The sequence below is a fragment of the Paenibacillus sp. VTT E-133291 genome, assembly GCF_002264395.1.
Lineage (GTDB): Bacteria > Bacillota > Bacilli > Paenibacillales > Paenibacillaceae > Paenibacillus_AQ > Paenibacillus_AQ nitricinens.
Genome location: NZ_NFVA01000049.1, coordinates 25,194 through 46,201 on the forward strand (window position 1 = coordinate 25,194; position 21,008 = coordinate 46,201).

The 21,008-nt window shown below is 45.7% G+C and carries 26 protein-coding genes and 2 riboswitches; of the genes, 7 read left to right on the forward strand and 19 right to left on the reverse strand.

Annotation, left to right across the window (positions count from 1 at the left end; genetic code table 11):
• Position 1 precedes the first annotated feature (1 nt).
• Complete coding sequence (kdpF, locus tag CA598_RS33500) at positions 2-79, reverse strand: K(+)-transporting ATPase subunit F (protein ID WP_094877498.1); 78 nt, start codon at positions 77-79, stop codon at positions 2-4.
• 132 nt (positions 80-211) lie between these two features.
• Positions 212-622: a hypothetical protein gene (locus CA598_RS18965; protein ID WP_094877481.1), complete on the reverse strand. Its 411-nt coding sequence runs from the start codon at positions 620-622 to the stop codon at positions 212-214.
• A 190-nt stretch (positions 623-812) separates the two neighbouring features.
• Positions 813-1,003: riboswitch (cyclic di-AMP (ydaO/yuaA leader) on the reverse strand.
• 422 nt (positions 1,004-1,425) lie between these two features.
• Positions 1,426-1,591, forward strand: a riboswitch (cyclic di-AMP (ydaO/yuaA leader).
• A gap of 133 nt (positions 1,592-1,724) precedes the next feature.
• Here CA598_RS18965 and CA598_RS18970 point away from each other — a divergent pair.
• From CA598_RS18970 to CA598_RS18980, 3 genes are read left to right on the forward strand one after another with little or no spacing between them, the layout of a single operon-like run.
• The gene (locus tag CA598_RS18970) at positions 1,725-2,216 is read left to right on the forward strand and encodes a hypothetical protein (RefSeq protein WP_143812423.1); all 492 of its coding nucleotides are present in this window, start codon (positions 1,725-1,727) and stop codon (positions 2,214-2,216) included.
• Positions 2,217-2,232: 16 nt separating this feature from the next.
• Positions 2,233-2,742, forward strand: coding sequence for a hypothetical protein (locus CA598_RS18975; protein ID WP_094877483.1), 510 nt, complete (start codon positions 2,233-2,235; stop codon positions 2,740-2,742).
• Positions 2,743-2,781: 39 nt separating this feature from the next.
• Entirely contained in the window at positions 2,782-3,234 is a 453-nt protein-coding gene (locus CA598_RS18980; protein WP_094877484.1) for a hypothetical protein, read from the forward strand.
• 283 nt (positions 3,235-3,517) lie between these two features.
• Here the strand turns inward: CA598_RS18980 and CA598_RS18985 are convergent, their stop codons facing one another.
• From CA598_RS18985 to CA598_RS19010, 6 genes are read right to left on the reverse strand one after another with little or no spacing between them, the layout of a single operon-like run.
• A complete protein-coding gene (locus tag CA598_RS18985) occupies positions 3,518-3,712 on the reverse strand; it encodes a hypothetical protein (protein WP_094877485.1) in 195 nt (64 codons plus the stop codon).
• A gap of 32 nt (positions 3,713-3,744) precedes the next feature.
• Positions 3,745-5,034 (reverse strand): ABC transporter permease, encoded by a 1,290-nt coding sequence (locus tag CA598_RS18990; RefSeq protein ID WP_094877486.1) that lies wholly within the window; start codon positions 5,032-5,034, stop codon positions 3,745-3,747.
• Positions 5,027-5,929 (reverse strand): ABC transporter ATP-binding protein, encoded by a 903-nt coding sequence (locus CA598_RS18995; protein ID WP_094877487.1) that lies wholly within the window; start codon positions 5,927-5,929, stop codon positions 5,027-5,029. Before CA598_RS18995 ends, CA598_RS18990 begins: the two co-directional genes overlap by 8 nt.
• Before the next feature lie 4 nt (positions 5,930-5,933).
• Entirely contained in the window at positions 5,934-6,863 is a 930-nt protein-coding gene (locus tag CA598_RS19000; RefSeq protein ID WP_094873982.1) for an ATP-binding cassette domain-containing protein, read from the reverse strand.
• A gap of 19 nt (positions 6,864-6,882) precedes the next feature.
• Positions 6,883-7,278, reverse strand: a complete 396-nt coding sequence (locus CA598_RS19005) for a GntR family transcriptional regulator (protein WP_094873980.1) — start codon at positions 7,276-7,278, stop codon at positions 6,883-6,885.
• A 60-nt stretch (positions 7,279-7,338) separates the two neighbouring features.
• Positions 7,339-8,067: a hypothetical protein gene (locus tag CA598_RS19010; RefSeq protein ID WP_094873978.1), complete on the reverse strand. Its 729-nt coding sequence runs from the start codon at positions 8,065-8,067 to the stop codon at positions 7,339-7,341.
• Positions 8,068-8,430: 363 nt separating this feature from the next.
• On the opposite strand from CA598_RS19010, the gene CA598_RS32350 reads away from it, so the two are divergent.
• On the forward strand, positions 8,431-8,580 hold the full coding sequence (locus CA598_RS32350; protein WP_179283708.1) for a hypothetical protein: 150 nt from the start codon (positions 8,431-8,433) through the stop codon (positions 8,578-8,580).
• Between the two features lie 390 nt (positions 8,581-8,970).
• On the opposite strand, the gene CA598_RS19015 is transcribed toward CA598_RS32350, so the two are convergent.
• The 7 genes from CA598_RS19015 to CA598_RS19045 all read right to left on the reverse strand — a co-directional run bounded on the left by CA598_RS19015 (position 8,971) and on the right by CA598_RS19045 (position 15,028).
• Positions 8,971-9,435 carry a DUF420 domain-containing protein gene (locus tag CA598_RS19015; RefSeq protein ID WP_042123812.1) on the reverse strand — a complete coding sequence of 155 codons (465 nt, stop codon included), beginning with the start codon at positions 9,433-9,435 and terminating at the stop codon, positions 8,971-8,973.
• A 26-nt stretch (positions 9,436-9,461) separates the two neighbouring features.
• Positions 9,462-10,382, reverse strand: a complete 921-nt coding sequence (ctaG, locus tag CA598_RS19020) for a cytochrome c oxidase assembly factor CtaG (protein WP_094877488.1) — start codon at positions 10,380-10,382, stop codon at positions 9,462-9,464.
• 82 nt (positions 10,383-10,464) lie between these two features.
• On the reverse strand, positions 10,465-10,791 hold the full coding sequence (locus CA598_RS19025; protein ID WP_042184535.1) for a cytochrome C oxidase subunit IV family protein: 327 nt from the start codon (positions 10,789-10,791) through the stop codon (positions 10,465-10,467).
• Positions 10,792-10,796: 5 nt separating this feature from the next.
• The gene (locus tag CA598_RS19030; protein WP_094877489.1) at positions 10,797-11,423 is read right to left on the reverse strand and encodes a cytochrome (ubi)quinol oxidase subunit III; all 627 of its coding nucleotides are present in this window, start codon (positions 11,421-11,423) and stop codon (positions 10,797-10,799) included.
• Positions 11,420-13,267, reverse strand: coding sequence for a cytochrome c oxidase subunit I (gene ctaD, locus CA598_RS19035; protein WP_094874004.1), 1,848 nt, complete (start codon positions 13,265-13,267; stop codon positions 11,420-11,422). Before ctaD ends, CA598_RS19030 begins: the two co-directional genes overlap by 4 nt.
• Before the next feature lie 127 nt (positions 13,268-13,394).
• A complete protein-coding gene (coxB, locus tag CA598_RS19040) occupies positions 13,395-14,441 on the reverse strand; it encodes a cytochrome c oxidase subunit II (RefSeq protein WP_042123804.1) in 1,047 nt (348 codons plus the stop codon).
• 398 nt (positions 14,442-14,839) lie between these two features.
• A complete protein-coding gene (locus tag CA598_RS19045; protein ID WP_042123803.1) occupies positions 14,840-15,028 on the reverse strand; it encodes a hypothetical protein in 189 nt (62 codons plus the stop codon).
• 469 nt (positions 15,029-15,497) lie between these two features.
• Here CA598_RS19045 and CA598_RS19050 point away from each other — a divergent pair, with 469 nt between their 5' ends.
• The 3 genes from CA598_RS19050 to CA598_RS19060 all read left to right on the forward strand — a co-directional run bounded on the left by CA598_RS19050 (position 15,498) and on the right by CA598_RS19060 (position 18,012).
• Entirely contained in the window at positions 15,498-16,514 is a 1,017-nt protein-coding gene (locus CA598_RS19050; protein ID WP_094877490.1) for a serine hydrolase domain-containing protein, read from the forward strand.
• 92 nt (positions 16,515-16,606) lie between these two features.
• Positions 16,607-16,945 (forward strand): DUF4870 domain-containing protein, encoded by a 339-nt coding sequence (locus CA598_RS19055; protein WP_094873972.1) that lies wholly within the window; start codon positions 16,607-16,609, stop codon positions 16,943-16,945.
• A gap of 110 nt (positions 16,946-17,055) precedes the next feature.
• Positions 17,056-18,012, forward strand: coding sequence for a diacylglycerol/lipid kinase family protein (locus CA598_RS19060; RefSeq protein WP_094877491.1), 957 nt, complete (start codon positions 17,056-17,058; stop codon positions 18,010-18,012).
• 100 nt (positions 18,013-18,112) lie between these two features.
• Here the strand turns inward: CA598_RS19060 and CA598_RS19065 are convergent, their stop codons facing one another.
• From CA598_RS19065 to CA598_RS19080, 4 genes are read right to left on the reverse strand one after another with little or no spacing between them, the layout of a single operon-like run.
• Complete coding sequence (locus tag CA598_RS19065) at positions 18,113-18,706, reverse strand: xanthine phosphoribosyltransferase (RefSeq protein WP_094873968.1); 594 nt, start codon at positions 18,704-18,706, stop codon at positions 18,113-18,115.
• A gap of 42 nt (positions 18,707-18,748) precedes the next feature.
• On the reverse strand, positions 18,749-19,051 hold the full coding sequence (locus CA598_RS19070) for a hypothetical protein (RefSeq protein WP_094877492.1): 303 nt from the start codon (positions 19,049-19,051) through the stop codon (positions 18,749-18,751).
• Between the two features lie 22 nt (positions 19,052-19,073).
• On the reverse strand, positions 19,074-19,892 hold the full coding sequence (locus CA598_RS19075; protein ID WP_094873964.1) for a TrmB family transcriptional regulator: 819 nt from the start codon (positions 19,890-19,892) through the stop codon (positions 19,074-19,076).
• A 33-nt stretch (positions 19,893-19,925) separates the two neighbouring features.
• The gene (locus CA598_RS19080; RefSeq protein ID WP_094877493.1) at positions 19,926-20,708 is read right to left on the reverse strand and encodes a zinc ribbon domain-containing protein; all 783 of its coding nucleotides are present in this window, start codon (positions 20,706-20,708) and stop codon (positions 19,926-19,928) included.
• Positions 20,709-21,008 lie beyond the last annotated feature (300 nt).

Sequence of the window (21,008 nt, forward strand, 5' to 3'; positions counted from 1 at the left end):
CTTAAAATTTCTCCGGATGAATCAATGCGTAAACCAGGTATACAAATAGCAGTAGGGTAACAGTGATGACTATAATCACAGCTTATCCCTCCCTGTATCGTCAACTACACTAGCGCACCAGCGCATAAATCCATAAAATAACCCGTAAATTACAGCTAATGAAGCCACCATATACAGATCCATCATATCTCCCGCACTCCTTCTTTTATCCTTAATGAGGTGATTTATCGATCAGAAAATCAGCATCACCACTGTGGGAATAGATTACATAACTTGCGCCAAGTCTTTTATAGACCAATCTAGGATTTATTGAGCTTGTGATTACAAAAATCGGCTGTGTCGTCCAGGTGCGGCACATCTGAATATACCGGCAGCATAACGTAAAGCTGCTCTCGAACAGATATACCCGGCCTACCGGGAACGGCGGGCGAAACCAAGTATTCTGATGGCGGGTATCTACTAGAATGACTTGCTCAATCCCTATCTCTTCAAGTAAGGACTTCTCAGGCAAGTTGTTAGTCAAGCCGGCCATCTTAATGCCTCTGAATTTTAGAAGCTTAATAAAATGTTCTCCTGCCTTCGTTGGCGCACATACCAGTACATATTCATTCTGATCTGTCATCTCTTATTCTCCTCAAATGCTTCGCTTGTAAGATCAGAGCTTGATCACCCTGGTCTTGAAAGAAAAGCTACCGCTAATGATGAATATAACGACCTCTTTGTGAGGTTTTCCATAAATGCTTTGCTTAAAAAAGCACAGCAAAAAGCCACAAAGGATTCTCCTCTGTGGCTCCCTAGCGGTCACATTGCACTCATCCTCTCTCCATACGCTTACGAGGTTAGCTGTCGGATTCGGGCGGTGAGAGTCGCCCTACCTGTAGAGGATGCGAGCACACTCGCATCCTCTACAGGATTCACCCCATAACCGGCTTCCGACTCTCACATCGTCTGCCGATTGTTGGTTCCCCCGCTTTCCTTATCGGAAATTAAGCGGATCAAATATTCGATTGTTGTATTGAAACAGGAGTAATCATACCCTTATGCAGGAAGTATTGTAAAACCTGATTGATGCCAAAATAATGCAAATTAAAAACTATTTTCGCATTGGAGAGCGCTTACTTGATATCCAATCTCTCTATATCTCTTGTTTACTCGAATTTGAATCGATTAGCGAAATACGGGCGTACCACGTGATTTTATTCACTACGATTGGACGAATCCCCAAAAATCGCCTTTATAGGTAAGGAAATAAGAAAGCGAGATTAAGCGAGCAAGAGGCTCGATAACTCGCAATAAATACCTATTTGGTTCCCTTTTTCGTCGCAGTCGGCAGGATATGGATAAAATCGCGCTCAAAAGAACACTTTCTGTTTTTACAGAAACACCTTGAAAAGAGTATGATTCGGGTTGAATCTATTTCACAAAATACATTCAACGCTGAGTTCCTGCCTTTGCAGGGAACGGGGGAACCATCAGGCCACATGGCCTACTTGGGGTGAATCCGAAGGAGACTGTTCAAGTCTCACATAGGTAGGGCGACTCTCACCGTCCGAATCCGACAGCTAACCTCGTAAGCGTAAAGAGAGAGACCCTTGATCCGCCACGCTTTGGCACAGGTGTGTGTATACCTGTATTCCAAAACCGCAGCAGAGGTCCTCCTCTTGCTGCGGTTTTTGCGTTACCTGAATCTATAGGGTGATAGCATGCTGGACGGGGTGAAAGGAATGAAACACTATTATTGGGGAACTCAGCAAGGGCTACTGGAGCCGATAAGTCTAAATTATGTTTGCTTTGGAGCGTTGTGGTTCGAAGAGGATCATCACAGAACTATTGTCGGCTATGCTTTTGGTCAGAAGCAGATTGAATCACTTCGCCATTTCAGCAGCCCATCTACCTGTGAATACTGTATGGACCGAACAATTATATACGAAATATATAAAAATATCCGAGAAAAGCAACAGCTGCAGGATTGGTCAGCACACCAACGTTTTCCGTGGCTCACCGCTTTTAAGGAACCGTGGAAAGATGTTGCAGTCGGTTGGTACGTAATGAGATCCCGCAACACCTTTCCCTTACATTTATCCGTTATACGCAAACAGAAATTCAGACTATGGCTAGAGCATGCCGCAGTCTGTGAGAATGAAGCTGAAATGCTCGCCTGTATAGAGAAGGCTAATGACATTCACCATGTAGATCTTAAGCTTTTGGAAACCTAAGGAGGAGAAAACTGTCATGGACCAGCGAAGACTATCTCGCATAGAAGTATTCGTCTTTGATTCACCTGAGCCTATTCATTATGGAATGGAGGCTGATCAAGGCAGCCGTTACGGCATCCTGAAACTTACCTGTAAAGGAGGTAGCAGCTGGGGGGCATGTCTTATCTCTGCCAATACCAAAACTTTCGATCTTATTAAATGGAGTTCTTTTCTCAGAATGATATACCATTGCCGGCTAGAGGAAGCGATAGATAAAGTACGTACACATGGTTCAGAGTGGGATCAGACTCAGTTTGAGCTAGTGCAAGGTGCTTTACAGGATTTAAAAGCCAAGCTGCAGGGTAAATCCTTGGCAGGGCACATTGAGCAAGGTCGTCTGTACAGAGCTGTCGCTGGTGGGAGAGATTCCAAAGGAGGGCGGCTATATTACAAACCATCCAGTGTTGCGCTTCAAAAACATAGTTATCCAGAACCTGATACCGCCGAGCTTATCAACAAATCCATTTCTTACTTTTCTATATTATAGGTTCATCCTATAAACAATTCTGAAAGGATCGTGTTTATCATGCCTGACCCCTTACCTGCCGAATCCCCCCGTAGAACTACATTTGCAGCGTGTGTTCAAAAGTGTACGAATGATATCTATATGCTCAGTTCCATGTTGTTACAACAATCAGCAGAAGCCGAGAAGGTTACTATCCGTACTTTTAAAGAGCTTCATAAAATATTCCGTCAAAAAAGCTTCGACAGCCAGCTATTCTCTATCGAAGCTTACCGCTCTTGTATCCGACAATGCGCCGATTATTACGCACGCCGGTCTCTCCTGTCTGCCAAGGCATTGCCTTGGGAGGAACAGCTTATAAAAACGATGTGGTATGGCCTAAAGCTATCTTTACCTCAAATAAGCATCATCCTGCAAAAGAGTGTTCCTGTACTAAAAGCGCAGCTTAGGCGTGTGCGGGAGCAACTGACTGCTCAAGAGGATTTACTGCCTAGTGGTAATCTATCCGTTGTGTAGCCCTAATGGGAAAAGACATTTGGTAAGTTTGCGAACTTCATGGACCTTATTGGATCAAAAACACCAACTAACCCCCCATCCATATCGAACAGCTGCACTGGAGTCCGCAACTATCTTCCAAAGGCGGTTTACTCGCAAATAACGCCTGCTGAGTCCGGATGAAGCTAAGATTAGATCTACTCCTTCATAATGAATATCAACAAAGGACAAGCCGCGGCTACATAACTTTTACGATATGTATACAAAAAAGCCACGGCATCTGCCGCGGCTTCCTTATTTCCTACTATAACGCTTTGCTCTTACGCGCCTTACCGTACATCCACAATCCTGCAACCATCCCTACCATGGCGATACCAGTTAATACACCTTGAGTGAAATCCATTAAAATGGATCCATCTGTCGGGAGCATTCTACTAACCATAGCTAGAGATACCGAACTCATTAAAAGCATCATATTATTTTGTTCACTTTTAGTCATGATTACCACTCCTTAAAAGTTATTTAAGCCACTTAGATCTTGTAAGCCTTCATCGCTTTTCTGATCTCTTTAATACTTGGACGTTTACCGTACATCAATACGCCCGTGCGATAAATCTTGGCAGCCAACCATCCAAAGATGAACGTGGTAACAAGCAGGATGGCTAATGACACAATAACTTGCCAAATCGCTACTTCACCGACACCAATTCTGAGCAGCATGGTCAATGGAGAGGTGAACGGCACATAACTCGCAACCTTAACCAGCAGAGTATCCGCATTGGAGATACTGAATAGTGGAACATAGAATGCTACGAAGCCTAACATCATAATCGGCATAACCGCTTGGCCAAGATCCTCTGTACGGCTGACAATTGAACCTACAGCTGCATACATCAAGGCATAGAGGAAATAACCCAGTACATAAAGAACAATCCCATAAAGCAACAAGTTAATATTAAGCTGGCCTAAATCCAGGTCTAAATCTTTCAAAATCGTTGCATTATGCGGAAGCTTAAGATTGACGACTACCGCTGCGATAATGACGCCAATTTGTAATAATCCTACTAAGAACACTCCGATAACTTTACCGAACATTTGCGCTAACGGTGAGGCACTAGTAATCAGAATCTCCATGATCCGTGAGCTCTTCTCCGAAGTAATCTCAGCTGCGATCATATTACCAGTCATCATGATAGACATGAAGAACAGCATAAGCATGGCGTATACAATAACGTAATTAATAGCTGGAGCGGATTCCTGCGACGCATCTTTATCTCCCGCAGTCCCATCAGGGTTGAGCTGCTGAGTAGCTATCTGTACCGGTGTTGACATAGCAGCAATCTGCTCCTGTGTCAGCTTGTCGCCAACAACGAACTGGGTGTTGGCCTGCTGAAGGGCATTTTGGAGATAGATTTGTACATCGCCCTTCAATTCACCACTTTCACTATAATAAGTAACGGGTGGAAGTCCTTCACCAGTCGATTCTGCAAAAGTAACATACCCCTCTACAGTCCCTTCATCTAAAGCTTTCTTTAGCTCCGCATCATCGGCAGAAGTATATTGCACAACTTTCGCCTGCGGCATTCCTTCAGGTGAAGTATATGCCTTCAACAACTCTGCAGCCTGATTTCCATCTTCCGCGATCACAGCAATTTGAGTCTCTGCGTTTGTTTTAGAATCACCCTTAAACTGATCGATGATATACGGAAGATTCATCCCGATGCTGAGCAGCAACACTAGAATTAACGTAGTAATCATGAATGATTTCGTTCTTACTTTATTTTTAAAGGTAAAGCCAATAATTGTCCCCATCTTATTCATGAGATTCACCCACCGCTCTGATAAAGATTTGATTTAACGTTGGTTCCTTAATTTCAAAATGCTCCACTTCACCCTGCGCCATCGCCTGCTGTAGGATACTTTGTGCTGCGCCGATCTCACTGATTGACAGCAGATAACCTCTCTCCTGTCGCTGTACTGCTGTTACACCTGCAATTGATTCTAGACCAGTCACTTCGTTATCCGTACGCAACAATACTTGTTCACGAGGATACCCACTCTTAATCGTACGAATATCGCCCTGCACGACAGTATTGGAACGATCCAAAATCGTAATATTACGGCAAAGCTCTTCAACATGCTCCATCCGGTGAGTAGAGAATAAGATACTTGTTCCTTGATCACGCAATTCTTTTACCGTATCTTTCAGTAGTTCCACGTTAACAGGGTCCAAACCACTGAAGGCTTCATCAAGGATGAGAATTTGCGGCTTATGAACAACTGCGGCGATAAAGCCCATTTTCTGCTGATTCCCTTTGGAGAGCTCTTCAATCTTCTTATTGTAATAATCCGGAACCTCAAACCGATCGAGCCAGTAGCGAAGACTCTTATCTGCATCACTAGCCGACATCCCGCGCAGACGTGCCAAGTAGACGATTTGATCGCTTACCTTTACCTTTGGATATAATCCTCTTTCTTCGGGCAGATAGCCCATGATTTGCTGGAGTTCGCTGTTATAAGGCTTTCCATTATATAAAATATTCCCGCCATCAGGGTAAATTAGGCCAAGCACCATACGCATTGTGGTTGTTTTTCCAGCACCATTTGCCCCCAGTAATCCGTAAATTTCCCCCTTGCCTACCGATAAATTAATTCCGTTTACAGCGGTTTTTTCTCCATATTGCTTCATTACACTTTCCAGCTTTAAGGCTTCCATTTCTCTAGTCCCCTCTCTTGTGATCAATCAGGATAGGACGGTATCCCTGTGTCCATAAACCCAATATTTCATCTAATTCCAAAATGCGACTCTTGATAACTTTTACGCCCAAGTCATGAATGCGTTTCTCGTTCTTAGAAAATTGTTCTATGATAAACGAAGCTACACCCGGTGTATCCATGGCAAAGTTTATGCCTCCCGGTAATTCCGCTGATAACTCAGCAAGCTCCTCTTCATCTGCAATATTCACCCACACTTCAGTCCAAGCACCGAATAGACTGTCTTTTTCGGCCATACCCAGCAGTTCACCCCTATGCATAAGCACGATATAATCTGCCAGCCGCCGTACCTCTTCCACAATGTGTGTAGAGATAATCATCGTTGCATCCGTCTCTTCCATATACTTGTGAAGCGTCTCCATCATAATCTTCCAGGCAAAAGGATCAAGGCCAGAAGAGGGCTCATCCAGTAATAACAGACGTGGGCGTGACGCAAGAGCTGCGGCAATTTCAAATTTCCGACGCTCACCTTTAGACATCTTCGAGAGCCTCATATGATACGGAACTTCAAAGCGATCCATCAGATCCTGAAAATACGACTCATCCCAGTTTGGAAACCAATGCTTTCGAAATCGGGACGCTTGTTCCGCATTCCAGTGATTCTCTTCTGAAATCGGATTCTCAGGGACGTAAGCAATAGATTGTCGCAGCTCTATAGGCAGCTCGTTATCATACTTGTTCTCAAACCAATAAATATCACCTTCCTCTGGGTTCGACAGCTGTAGAAGTAGATTCAGTAACGTGCTTTTACCAGATCCATTCTGACCTACCAAAGCTGTGATATATCCTTGAGGCAGATTCAGGTTTAGCGGTCCAATTGTCTTGCTACGCCGCTGTTTACGTACATTCCGCAATTCTATCGCCATCTGTACCATCTGAGTAAGCGCCCACCTTTCATTCCTGTTCTCTATATTTACGTTCTACAATTTCCAGAAAAATCTGTTCAAGCTCTTCCTTGCTGCAATGTACCGATCGACCGATGTCTACTGCACTCTCAAGCGCTTTGCTGATCGTCTCTCGCTTATATTCCTCCATCGCAGAGGCACCTACATGGGATACAAAGGTACCTGTTCCTTGTCTTGTTCGTAGCAACCCTTCGTTCTCTAGATCCTGATACACGCGTCGCACCGTAATCACACTACATTTCAGGTCTCCAGCAAACTCACGAATCGAGGGGAGCAGCGTACCTTCTGTAATAACTCCACTTATGATTAATGATCTAAGCTGAGTCTCTATCTGATGGTAGAGGGGTTCAGCACTATTTTCGTTGATTTGTACGGGTATCCACATGTTTACACCTCGCCTTCCACTCTAGCTTGCTAGAGCGCCGTCCTTGCCATTTCAGATTGTTCATACGAGATCGCGACTCTTGAGTCGATGGATAGTCCATTTAGAGAATAATTGCACGGATATTGTCCCTAGCAGAAGTGTGCCCCACATGATCGGGGATAGCAGCCCCCATTCCTTAGAAAGCGAGATGCTATACAAGAATAGGTTGCCTCCCCCTAGCATAACCAGGAACGATATTGCCCAAGATGCCACTACGATTAGCACGGTTAGCCCTAGATAAACTTTTCCGCTAAATAGATATTCGATAAAAATATATAAGCCTGAAACAATGAGTCCTACACCGATCCAAGTTATAGCAAAAGCAATAAACGCCGGTAATGTCATCCCCTTGCGGTAGTTCTCACCGAGCATATAGACAATTCCGAAGAACAATACACCATTCACAGTAAAGGACCCTATCGCCTGAAACTTTCTCCGAGTTAATACCACTGTCACAGGAATCGGTAAAGCTCGTAAGTAAGCCAACATTCTTGTGTAGGAGTCTTCACTCCAATATTTCATAGAACGACGGGAGAATGAGACTCCGATTAACGGCATTAATGAGAGAAGTAAAAAATCTGCTAACATTGTCCGATCTTGATTAGCTAGCACGTCATTTGTTACCAAACTCATCATTCCAGCCAGATAACCCATAAAAATAATTGTGGTTATGAGTGTTCCAAATACTTTTAATTTGTCTCCTCTAAAATCAGAGCAGACGATAAACCACGAATCCCTTATTGTTCTCATAAATGCTAACCTCGCTTTACAATGTCTTCAGCGTCTTCGGGAAGCAGTTGTTCATATCCCTGTGCTTACTGTATATATCTATATACACAGTATATGTCCCTAATTTACCATTGTCAATCCTGTAAATGGTAAATATTCAAAGAGATTAGGAGGTATTCGCTCCCCTTCCTTTGGAGAAGACCATACACGCATGAGGGCTGATCATTATTGGGATTAACTAATCAGAGGGTTAAGCATTGCATGTAGAAAGGTTTAATGTATGCGAAGAATGCGGAGTGAGATTACCTCATTGTTGCTTCGCCTATAAGTTGTAGGTTGCAGGATGCGGGGGCTGTTGCTCCTTCGTGGAGGGGTGTTGAGTAGATGCGATTTGTGGTTAGATACGAAGACTCGGTGGGTGCGCAACTGGGTGAATCTGACCATTCGACAGATGCGACTGCTTGGCGGATGCTACTACTGGGTGGATGGGATCGCTCGGTGGGTGTAACTGCCATATGCAACTGCGAGGGGTGAAGGCGAGCTGGGTCAGATCAATCTGAGGTATGACATCATGTGAAGTAGATCAACAATTAGGGAAAATCTCCCTCAAATTACTTGGATTTTGCCTGAAATCAACGTTTTTAGGGAATTTCTCCCTAATAATTCACCCAATTCTACGTTTTAGAGCTAAAACGGTTAAAATACAGGGAGAAATTCCCTAATTATCGTTTTCGAGATCAAAACTTATCTCTTTTCAGGGAGGTTTTCCCTAAAAATAAGCCTGGCATCCACTATCCCTATTTAGGAACAAGCAGATACACAGGCTTACTTCATTACTATTCACACAAATTCACGTACGATTCGCACGCATATTCACATGCTCTTTTCACACGCCAATCCACAAGCTCTATTCACACAGCTAACCTACGCGCCCAAAATAACTTCCCACACCGGCTTGGTGTGTCCACCTGGATACAGAACATAAAGCAGCACATACACCATAACGCCAGTAATCGCAGTAATGAACCAGATTATAGATGTCACTCTGCCCCACTTACGGTGCTTGGAGTACTTCGCTTTAAATCCAAGAGTTAATGTAGTAAGTCCGAATACCGCAGCTACCGTTGCCAGCACGATATGGAAGATCAGAAACACTTGATAAATCGTCTGTAGTTCATCCGGTCCGCCCCATGAGGTGTTCCCCACGAACAACGTTCTAGAGACATAAACAATAAAAAACAGGAGCGCAGCGATTGCAGCAGCAATCATCGTCTTCTTGTGCGCCTCGCGTTTGCCCTTAATGATGAGCCACCAGCCAATAGCTACGAGCACCGCACTAAGCACGATGAACGATGTGCTAATAGTTGGAAACACCGTAAAAATATCCATGATTCTCCTCCTTGGCAGTCTACCAGTTATGCACGGGTCAAGGTGCTCTCCTCGAGTGCTGAGGAAGGCGTCGATAATTCATCGCCCTCTTGTCCGTTCTCTTTTTTATACCAATGATAGAACACATAAGCAAGCATAGAGGCAAAAATAAATTCCTGAATGAACTTCATCGCGATCCCTCCCACCTGCTGATCCACCTTTGGTGACAACAATTCAAAGAACGCAGGACCCCCAAAATTCTGAAGTAAGGCAGAAGGATCACCCGATATACAATAGCCCATGGCAAGTGCCCAAGTCTCCGGATCACTATAAGTAGCATAGAGCGGTTGATCTGCAAAAATAATCAGTCCGCATGCTGGTGTCAGCAATACCATATTTAGAAAAATAAACCCAATCTTGCCCAGTCCACTCGCCATTCGGCGCTCCGGTAGCGGATTGATCAATGTCCACCACATTAAGGCAGCGGTTAGGAATAAAACAATATAGTAGATTCGGTGAACGGTAAAATGCAGCATCACATAATCATGGATAACAGGAATATGGTACAAGGAAAATAGTCCATTAAACATAAGAGCAGCTACCACCGGTCGAGCTAAGAAAGACAGCCGACGAAAGGGATTTACTTTCAATAGGCTGCGCCACATAAAATCTGGAATCCCCAGCATAATTAGCGGCACTGCCACTAGGTATGATAAGGCCATACTAACCATGTGGAATGAAAACATCATATGTCCTAATAAGCTAACAGGACCGCCTTGTGCCAGATAAAGCGCAAGCATTCCGCACACAAATAGTGCTCTTCGCCAGAACGGAACCGGAACTGAATCCGCATAACGTCCAACAATCGGACCAATCCAAACGAAATAACCCGCCGTCAGCAGCAGCATAACCGCCAGAAAAAGCGGGCTCCATAGTTCTGCAAAGCTAAAATATTGTAATCCGAGCATAACCCTAACCCCTCCTAGCGCAGGATCTAGTTAAACACCAAAAAGAGGGGGCATCGCAGCCCGCCTCTTTCTTTATAGTCCGTTAATTCCACCAAACCCAATACAGCGACATAATAATACAGGTACCGGCGGTAAAAAAACCACCCAGCATGAAAATAATCGGGATTAGATGTCCTTTATCTTTCAGGTGCATCCAGAAGCCCATCTGCACAATAACCTGAATGACTGCCATCACCAGTAGTAGAATAACCGCAAAGGTGGCATTCACGCCTCCAGCCGCAACAGCGGCGAAAGCAATTAAGGTCAAGACAATGGACAGTATAAAGACAACAATATGCCTCTGTGGCCCTTCATGCCGATGGCGATGCTTATACCCGTCGTTCTCCGGCACATGCTGATCTGTCGTCATAGTGTCTAGCCCACCTTTCCAAGTAGGTATACAACCGTAAAGATGAAGACCCATACCACATCAATAAAATGCCAGTACATGGCTGACACATACACTTTTGGTGCAGTAACTACGGTTAATCCTTTACGCATGAGTTGCCCGATCAGGATGGAGATCCATGCAATCCCGAAAGCTACGTGCGCACCGTGGAATCCTACTAATGTATAGAATGCCGAACTGAATGCACTTGTAGTCATTCCGAAGTCTTCGTGTCTCACATATTGAGTAAACTCATAGATCTCCAGAATCAGGAAACCAAGCCCTAAGGCTACAGTGACCAAAAGCCAGTTGCGAAGCACAGCCGGACGGTTTCTATGCATCGCTTGAATAGCGAACACACTCGTCAAACTGCTTACCAAAAGAATGAATGTCGCAGCAGCTACAAGCGGCAAGTGAAACAGTTCATTCGCCGATGGCCCCTCATTCGTCTGATTACGCAATGCGAGGAACGTAGCGAACAACGTACCGAACAATACCGCTTCCCCACCTAGAAACAACCAAAAGGCAAGAACCTTGTTTCGTCCTTCGAGCGTAGCTTTTTCCGGCTCGTGAGGAAATTCTTCCTTAGAAGCTTCTGCATGTGCCGTTGTCATGTCCGCTCACTTCCTTCCAGCTCTTCAGGTTCAATATGCCATCCATGATCATCATACAGCGAACGCAACAGCATGGATCCAAACGTAATGATAAGACCGATGGCTGTAACGATATAATTATTAAACATAAAGCTCATAAAGGCGTTGCCGAAGTCGTCCCGACTGAACATGAAGCCAAGTCCAGCGATGAAAATCCCAACAGACATAGTAAACGGCAATATAGTTGCAGACGGCATATGGATCGAGCCGACCGGTTCTGCCGGAGTCATGCCTTTATTTCCTGCCATTTTTTCTTTCCAGAATGCATCAATCCCACGGATAAGCGGGGTTTGCTTGAAGTTATATTCCGGTGGCGGCGAAGGAATCGTCCATTCTAGTGTACGTCCATCCTCCCACGGATCATTTGCTGCATCCGCCGGCTTTCTTGAAGTCAGGAAGATGTTGACCAAGAAGATAATCATGCCAACACTCATCAATCCAGCACCGATTGTACTGACTAAATTCAGCAAATCGAATTGCTGATTCGGCAAATACGTGAATACCCGGCGCTGCATCCCCATAAGTCCAAGGAAATGCTGTACAAAGAATGTCAGATGGAATCCGATAATAAATGTCCAGAAGGTCCATTTGCCCAGCTTTTCACTTAGCATCCGACCAAACATCTTCGGCCACCAGTAATGCAGACCTGCAAACAGGCCAAGCACCAATCCGCCCACAATAACGTAGTGGAAATGCGCTACAACAAAATACGTATCATGGAACTGAAAGTCAGCAGGCGCAGAAGCCAGCATGACGCCAGTGACGCCACCCATCGTAAAGGTAGGAATGAATCCTGCCGCGAACAGGTTTGGTGTCGTGAAACGCACTTGCCCGCCCCACATCGTGAACAACCAGTTAAAAATCTTGATTCCGGTCGGAACCGCAATCAACATCGTCGATACAGAGAACAACGCATTAGCTACTGGTCCAAGTCCGGTAGTGAACATATGGTGAGCCCAAACCATGAAGCCCAGGAAGGCAATCAGGATGGTAGCGAACACCATTGAGCTATACCCGAACAGTCGCTTCCGCGAAAAAGTCGGGATAACCTCCGATATAATTCCGAAGGCAGGCAGAATGAGAATATATACTTCTGGATGCCCAAATATCCAGAAGATATGTTGCCAGAGCACCGGATTACCGCCAGCCCCAACCTCGAAGAAATTGGCTCCAAGTATCCGGTCGAATGTCAGCAGTACTAATCCTACTGTAACTGCCGGAAATGCAAACAAAATAATTGCGGAAGTAATAAATGTAGTCCAAGCAAACATCGGCATCCGCATGTAGGTCATTCCCGGCGCGCGCATCGTAATGATCGTGGCTAGAAAGTTAATCCCCCCGATGAGGGTACCTAATCCGGCAATTTGAAGACCAATCGTATAAAAGTCTACACCGTGTGTAGTGCTGTATGTACTCGTAGATAGTGGGGTGTAGGAGGTCCATCCGGCATCAGGAGCGCCACCCATTATCCAGCTGAGATTCAGTAGAATTCCGCCGAACAGGAAGGTCCAGAAGCCAAGTGCATTTAGAAAAGGAAAGGCTACATCACGTGCACCGATCTGTAGCGGTATGACAGCATTCATTAAGGCGAAGATGATTGGCATGACGCCGAGGAATATCATCGTCGTACCATGCATGGTAATAAGTTCATTAAACGTTTGGGCATCCAAAAAATTATTCATTGGTTTGATGAGTTGCCAGCGAATCAGAAGTGCTTCAATTCCACCGATACCAAAAAATAATCCTCCGGCCCATAGGTACAAAATTGCGATTTTTTTATGATCGACGGTTGTTAGCCAATCCATAAGTCCTGTATGGCGCTTCACACTGTGGCCATGCCCCAGAGGCTTGGATGAATTCAAGGTATGCGCTGCTTGAGCCAAAGTTCGTACCCCCTTTTTCGAAAGTTCCGCCCGCCTTTAGGCTAAGGCATTAGTCCAGCTTATAGTTGGCCAGATACTCAGCAATGCCATCAATCTCCGCATCACTTAGGCCTAGATCTTTGGGGTTAGGCATCAGATTGCCCGGTTTTACGGATTGTGGATCATGCAGCCATGTTTTGAGATTCTCCTCAATTGGTGCACCATCCTCCCTCGTGTCGTCGTTGAGCAGGATTCCTGCAATCGACTCCCGAGAACCAATTCCGGTCAAGTTCGGCGCATTATTAATCCCTTGATCACCTACAGCGTGGCAAGTCAGACACGCCGCTTTGAACTTCTCAGCTAAAGCAGGATCCTCTGGCAGCACAGCTACGGGTGCTTTCATCGAATCTATCCACTTCTGAAAATCTTGTTCACTAACCGATTTTACCTTAAACTCCATGAATCCATGAGACGGCCCGCATAGTTCCGCACATTTGCCACGGTAAACGCCTTCATTAGGTGCACTGAAGCTGAAGCGGTTAATCGTCCCGGCTGGGTTGGTGTCGATTTTACCGGAAAGAGAAGGGACCCAGAAGGAGTGCAGCACGTCTTTAGTCTCCAGCTCAAAAGCAATATCTTTGCCTACTGGAATAATCAGATCCTGCGCTGTAGTCACCTTGTAATCGGTATACTCAAACTCCCACCAATATTGATGGCCGGTTACTTTAACCTTAATCGCATCCTTGTCATTGGCATGATCATCTCCTGCGGCGAACACTGCTTTCACCGTTGGAACTGCCAGTACCACTACGAGGATAAGCGGAATGACCGTCCAGAGAATCTCAAGCTTGATGCTACCCTCAACCTGCTCAGGGATTTCATTCTGACCCGGCTTTCGACGGAAACGGATCAGTACATAAGCTGCAATCGTAAAGACAATCAGCAACACGACGATCATAATACTGATCGACAGCTCCATTAATCCATAAGACATTTCCGCCTGAGGACCCTGTGGTCTGAGTACTGACAAGTCCTCACGGCCGCACCCGGCAAGAAAGAGACCAAACATAGCGGTCATGGGAAGGAGTCGCTTTACAGCCTGCCACGTTTTCATCATTGATCTACCCCGCTTTTCCCGATTTCGTAGGTTCCTGTTTTTTTCTGTCAATTATAACAATCACTATTAATATAAGTTTAAGGGAAAGTTTTGTCAATCGTTCACAACTAGTTCACATTGTAATTTTCGACATAATAATTCCTTGTCCTACCTGCATTTATGCGCATTTTTTGAAAACGCAATCAAATAAAAAATGATCATTAAAGCGCATTCATTACGAAATGTGTCTATTAATTCATTTGACTATTTTATGAGAGACGATATTTCTTATTCATAAATGTACATACAAAAAAAACCGATTCCTGCAACAAACGCTGCTCGGGCACGGTTTATAAGAATCCTCGTGGATGTTATTACTCAAAATGATGTCAAAAGTAAGTGACACTCGTATCTGTTAGCTAGGAGACGGATGAATTCATCTTTACCAGCTCATGCTCCACGACCATGGTCAGTTCTTCTTCATAGCCTCCGGTAATCCGATATTTTCGGACGTACTCCTTTACGAATTTCTTGGGATCTTTGGGCCGGAAAATACGTGTCATTTCCCGTAAACTTTCCTTGACTTCGTTATGACCTTTACTTGCCATGATCGTTCCCTCCCAAAACATTGAAAATGAATGCTCCGTTGTAGAGAATGCATGATGAAAAGTACGCCGTAACCTCGAATGCAAGTGAAGTAACCATTACACATACGTGGCTTGCATTATCCGCCAAAACGTAAAATTCAAAGCTTCAAAGCCTTGAGATACTGGTTCGCCGGTGAAGCAGGTTCGTCGTGATTTGGGCTGAGAGTAAGGACGCCTGTTGAACGAAAGCTCCTTGACACTTTTATTACCCGAAGAGCCACTTACTGAATCACCCCTTTCGGGCCTTATCGTTATATTGTATCATATTCCGGTCCAACTTCCACCTTTCCTTGTAAAATGTGCTAATTGGAAAATTTTTATTTTTTATAATGTTCTTCGTAAGTCATATTGCTCGTGTCGGGTTAAAATACATTATGCTCTATAGCAGGCCACACCTAACACATACCACAGCAAGAAAAGGAGAGATCCTATGGGCCAACCCACACCATTACTGACTTCATCCTATAACGTAGTTCCCGCGATGACTATCGCGCTACCTGAGGAAACTGCAACGCGCCGTGAAGGCCTTGAACAAGCTGATTATGCTATTCAGAAAGAATATCCAAAGATGCATAGTATGCTTATTGCTCGCCATGGCAAGCTTATCTTTGAACGTTATTACGGAAACCATCATGCCGGGGCATTAAATGATCTTCGATCTGCGACTAAAAGCTTTATCAGCACAATTACCGGAATCGCTATCGATCGGGGAGATATCCCTGATATCGATGTCTCGGTTTCCAAGGTACTTCGTAAACATGTTCCATACCTACACTCCCCTCATTTATCAAAAATCACTCTCCGTCATCTGCTTACCATGACTTCAGGATTTAGCTGGATCACGGGCAAGAAACTTGGGGAGCCCTTCGTCCGGAATCTCCATCGTAGTCGCCGCTGGGGTTCCTTTGCTCTTAGTATGAACATAATTCCGGAACATATCGGTCAATTTCAATACCGTAGTATCGACTCCCATTTGATTTCGATGATTTTAAGTGAATCTACAGGTCAAGATGCGTTTACTTATGCTGCTGAGCATTTATTTAGCCCTCTCCGAATGACTCACACGGCTTGGTTACCGAGTCCCGAAGGTCATAGTATGGGACATATTGGTCTGTACTTGAACTCAAGAGATATGGCTAAATTTGGAATCTGTCTGCTTAATAACGGCGTATTTGCGAAGCAGCAGATCATTCCGAAGCATTGGCTCCAAGAGGCACTAACCGCACAGACTACCGGATACCCGGCTTTTGGAGATTACGGATATCAGTTCTGGGTGGGTACGATGAGCGGCCAACCCTACAAGCTTGCCCACGGTCATGGTGGACAGCAAATCCTTCTCCTACCTAAGTTAGATGCGGTTGTGGTCTTTACAGCAGAGAGTAAGACAAACAATTGGAAGAGCCCCCGCAAGCTGCTCGAAAAGTATATTATACCCACAATGAGCTAAACATACTTTTTCCTGACAAGTCATAGGCTTTTAAGGAAGAAGGAGTAGTGAACTAACCCCCTTCTTCTCCAAGTAGAAGGAGAGTGAGCCCTTTGTCCCCTTTCAAATCATCCACCGGATTGCCCGATAATATTGCGGGCGCGCTGTGCTATTTTTTCCCTTTTATCGGCGGCGTGGTCTTTCTCGCTCTGGAGAAACGCAACCGCTTCGTGCTGTTCCACGCGTTGCAATCACTGCTTACGTTCGGCGTGCTGATGATTCTCCATGTTCTAACCGGATTTATCCCTTTCCTTGGCGCCCTAATGAGTGCAATCCTTTCTCTTTGCAGTTTTGCTATATGGCTACTTATGATCTATCAAGCTTTAAGTAGCAGATGGTATAAGCTTCCTTGGGTTGGGGATGTAGCGGAAAGTCAGATTCGACATCTATAAACACCACTGAAGGAACACCTCTAATCGCTGAAAAGTATTCCCTTTTGCCCATCCACTCCTTACAATGGAAAGACGGGCATCAAGGAATTCTACAGGCTGGAGGAATTTAAATGTATCTAATCATCATAAACCCACGCTCCGGCGGGGGCGCAGGCGGACGGACCTGGCATACTGTAGAGACGCTCATAAAAGAGCGGATGCTGCCATATATGACCTTGTTTACGCATAGCGAAGAGGGTGCAGAAGCCCTTGTTCTAAATACAATTAAACACCGTGAGGACTGGAAAGCCGCGATTGTAATCGGCGGCGATGGCACGCTGCACAGCATTTTGGGTGCCCTTCGTGGCAAGGACATTCCCATGGCAATCATCCCTGCCGGCTCCGGTAACGACTCCGCACGCGGCTTCGGCATTCCGCTTTCGACTGAAGCCGCACTGGAAGCTGCACTTAGCGAACGGTATATCGAAGCCGATCTGATCTCAGGCGCAAACGGACTGACTTTAACAGCCGTTGCCAACGGCTTTGATGCTCAGGTGGCCGAGAATGTGAATGCCAGCCGTTACAAACGGCTGTGCAATGCCATTGGCGCAGGCCAACTGGCTTATATCATCGGCATATTGCATACGCTGATGACGTTTAAGCCATGCCGGGTGAGTGTTGCGTGCGACGGGACGGAGCACGTCTTTGAGAAGGCATGGCTGGTCTCGGTCTGCAACCTGCCCAGCTACGGCGGCGGGCTGTTGATCTGCCCGCAGGCGAAGGCCGATGACGGCCAGCTCGACGTCTGCGTCGTGCATGGGTGCAGCCGCGGGCAACTGCTGCGGCTGTTCCCCACGGTACTGAAGGGCAAGCATGTAGCGTTGCCCTTCGTGTCCATGCTGCGTGGACGTAGCGTAGCCGTCAACTTCGCAGAGGCCCGGCCGGCGATCGGCGATGGCGAGAGCTTCGGCAAAGGGCCGCTTGCCGTACGCTGCGAGCCAGGAGCGCTGCGGGTGCTCTCGCCGCTTGCGGCGGTTAGCGCGCAGCACCACGCCGATCCTGCAGCGGCATGCGGTGGCAACGGGTAAGCCATACCGGTGCATCACAAAAAAACAGCAAGAGACAGGCTTATCAACCTTGTCTCTTGCTGTTTTTTTGTTAACTTCATCGAATCTACACTAAAGAATCTTAGCTGAGTAGCCCTTCCTCTTCTTCGACGAAAGAAATTCTTCCGTCCTCCAGGGAAGCGATCCGCACGAGTGATTCTACCCGGTAGCCAGCTTCCTGCAGAAGCCGATTCCCTGGCTGGAACGCTTTTTCGATCACGATACCAATCCCAACCACACTTCCTCCTGCCTGCTCAACAATACGAGCAAGTCCGAAGGCGGCTTCGCCATTCGCCAAAAAATCATCGACAATCAGAACCCGCTCACCCGGAGCAATGAATTTCTTCGAAACGGTAATCTCATTCGTTTCTTTCTTCGTGAAGGAGTATACCTTCTCTACATAAATATCCTCTGTCAGCGTCAACGATTTCTGCTTACGGGCAAAAATCAGCGGAACCTCCAGCTCTAATGCCGTCATAATCCCCGGAGCAATTCCCGAAGATTCAATCGTCAGTACCTTCGTAATTTCTTCGCCGGAAAAACGGCGGATAAACTCACGGCCAACTTCACGCATTAGGAAGGGGTCCATCTGATGATTCAGAAAAGAATCTACCTTGAGCACGCCTTGCCCGAGTACAATTCCTTCTTTCAACACTTTTTGTCTCAACAGCTCCATAGTGCTCCTCCTTCTCCCATCAATGAAACCTTTCTTCCCACTTTAAAGACCTGTCGGTTTCTGTGGTAATAAATTTCCAACGATAGATTTTAAATTATGATCATCTTTGGTCTTTTCTTGCCCGTTATCATAACCCGTAATTCGAATCTCCACGAAATCGCCCGGATTTACCGGCTTAAAAATCAATTTCTCGCGGTCTGTAAGTCTCACGTTAAATTTCATGTCCTTGAACATTTCAACTAGCTCTGCTTCTCCGGGACTTGCTCCCTTATCCAGAAACAGAAGTCCACGCAATTTCTTAGGACCATCCTCATGCACCACTTCAAAATGTACGATACATTCCATGCTTTTCACCTCCCTATAATAGCTACTGCGCCTGTTTTTCCCCATCATCACTTTGATCATGCATCACATATTTGCCATGAATTTTGCTGTAACGTTCGCCGTAGCGCTCTTCTAATTCTGCGCCCATATCCTGCTCCAGCTCGAACAACACCATTTCCTGTGCAAAATGATTTAATAGCAGATCTACTAAGACCGGGTGCTCGGTTACAACCGCTTGCGCCGATCCATCTTCATAGCGCATCCCGAGCATACACCAGCTCCGATCAATCACGAATGAAAATTTCCGTCCATCTGTTCGCTGAGAATCTCTTCCGAGAGGCGGCCATACCGGATAGGCGGCAGGAGCAGCATTGCCACCGTCAAACGCCCATAAGAGTCTAACGCCTCGCAACTCCGCCTGTTCAAGTTCACTCCGCAGAAGTGACGCTTCCTCACGCCACATATCCACTACGATCTCTTGCTCAGCCATATTAAGTTGGCGAATAAGAGCGCCCAATACATTGCGGTCACCTTCCACATTATAAAACGATGGGCTAACAGGTCCACCGCGAGGCATCTCACTTTCCATATAAGCCAGTGAAGCTTGGACCCGTCCCGAGATCATGGTCGCGAGCTCTTCTGGATTGAGAACACTGTACCGCGCAGGTTCTCCTTCGCCACATCGTACATATCCCTGCTGTGTAAGGCGTTGTAACGCCGCATACACATTCGATCTTGAAACTCCGAGCTGTTTGGCAACCTCATAGCCAGAAGCCTGACCTTTTGTCGCAAGCTCTACCATAATTTTGGACTCCATCTCCGTGAAGCCCAGATTGCGCAGATGCAGCAGCAGCTGTTCCATCTTGTTGTCCCCCTAAGCTGACTGAAATCCGTTCTATATTTGCTCTGACCCACATCGCGGACACCATAAGGAGCCCTTAGGTAATTCGTTCCGACAGATTTGGCACTGGATCATATCTCGTACACCATTGTCCTCAGTGACCGCAGATTCCTCCTGATGCTCATTCTTGTGCCATTCACCGAAGCGACGGTCTAGTTCAAGTTGTCTTTTTCTTTCCCGTTCCAGCTGCTCGGCTTGTTTACGTTCCCGCTCAATATCTTGTTCGCTCGCCTTATATTCTTCAAATGGCAGCTCATCATCCAGATGCTGAACTTCAGCATATACGACACTCTGCGGGTGCAGCTTCATTGCAATTTCCTTCTCTTCATCCGTAAGCTCATCTGCGCCATAATATTGATCTTCATCATCTTCATTCACAGATTGAACAAATACCGGTGTAGAAGGCACCTTTCTCGAAGCGGACAATGGCTCCAGCTTACTTCCGCATTTCGGACAAAAGTTTGCATCAAGCGCCACAATATGACCACATGGACATAACCGCTCATTTTTCAGCTCAGCAATTCGTGTCCGCAGGACTTCGATTTTTTCCTGAAGTTTGGAACAATTACGGGACAGCTCCACCATTTTACCTTCAGCAACCGACATATCCTTTGAACGATATCCTTCATAAAAAAGTCTGCCCATTTTCGTAAATTCAACTTCCATCTCTTGTTCAACATCGGAAATAAGTCCGTTCAGCTTGCCGATCTCTACTGAGTTTTGGGCTTTTTCGGTAACCCGGCTCGCGCTATCTTTAATTTTTTTGATAAAACTCATTACAGTTCCTCCCTCTCCAGCGATACGTGTTTCTATCATACCAAATGTATCGAGTAGATTCATTAATGTGCTTTAATACGCGATTTAGAGGAGAATGTTCCTATAAAATCCATACTAATTGATTTAAGCCACTCATCCCTTACACTTATGGATTATTTTTCCTGATTTTGAATGTAATTTTGCGTCAGGGGTTCTACATCGGTTAAAATAGAATTATCACAAATAACGAAATCGGGAGAGTTTCAGTGGAAGAACATGAGAGCACACAGCTTACGCTTAGTCAGCTACAGGTACACGTAA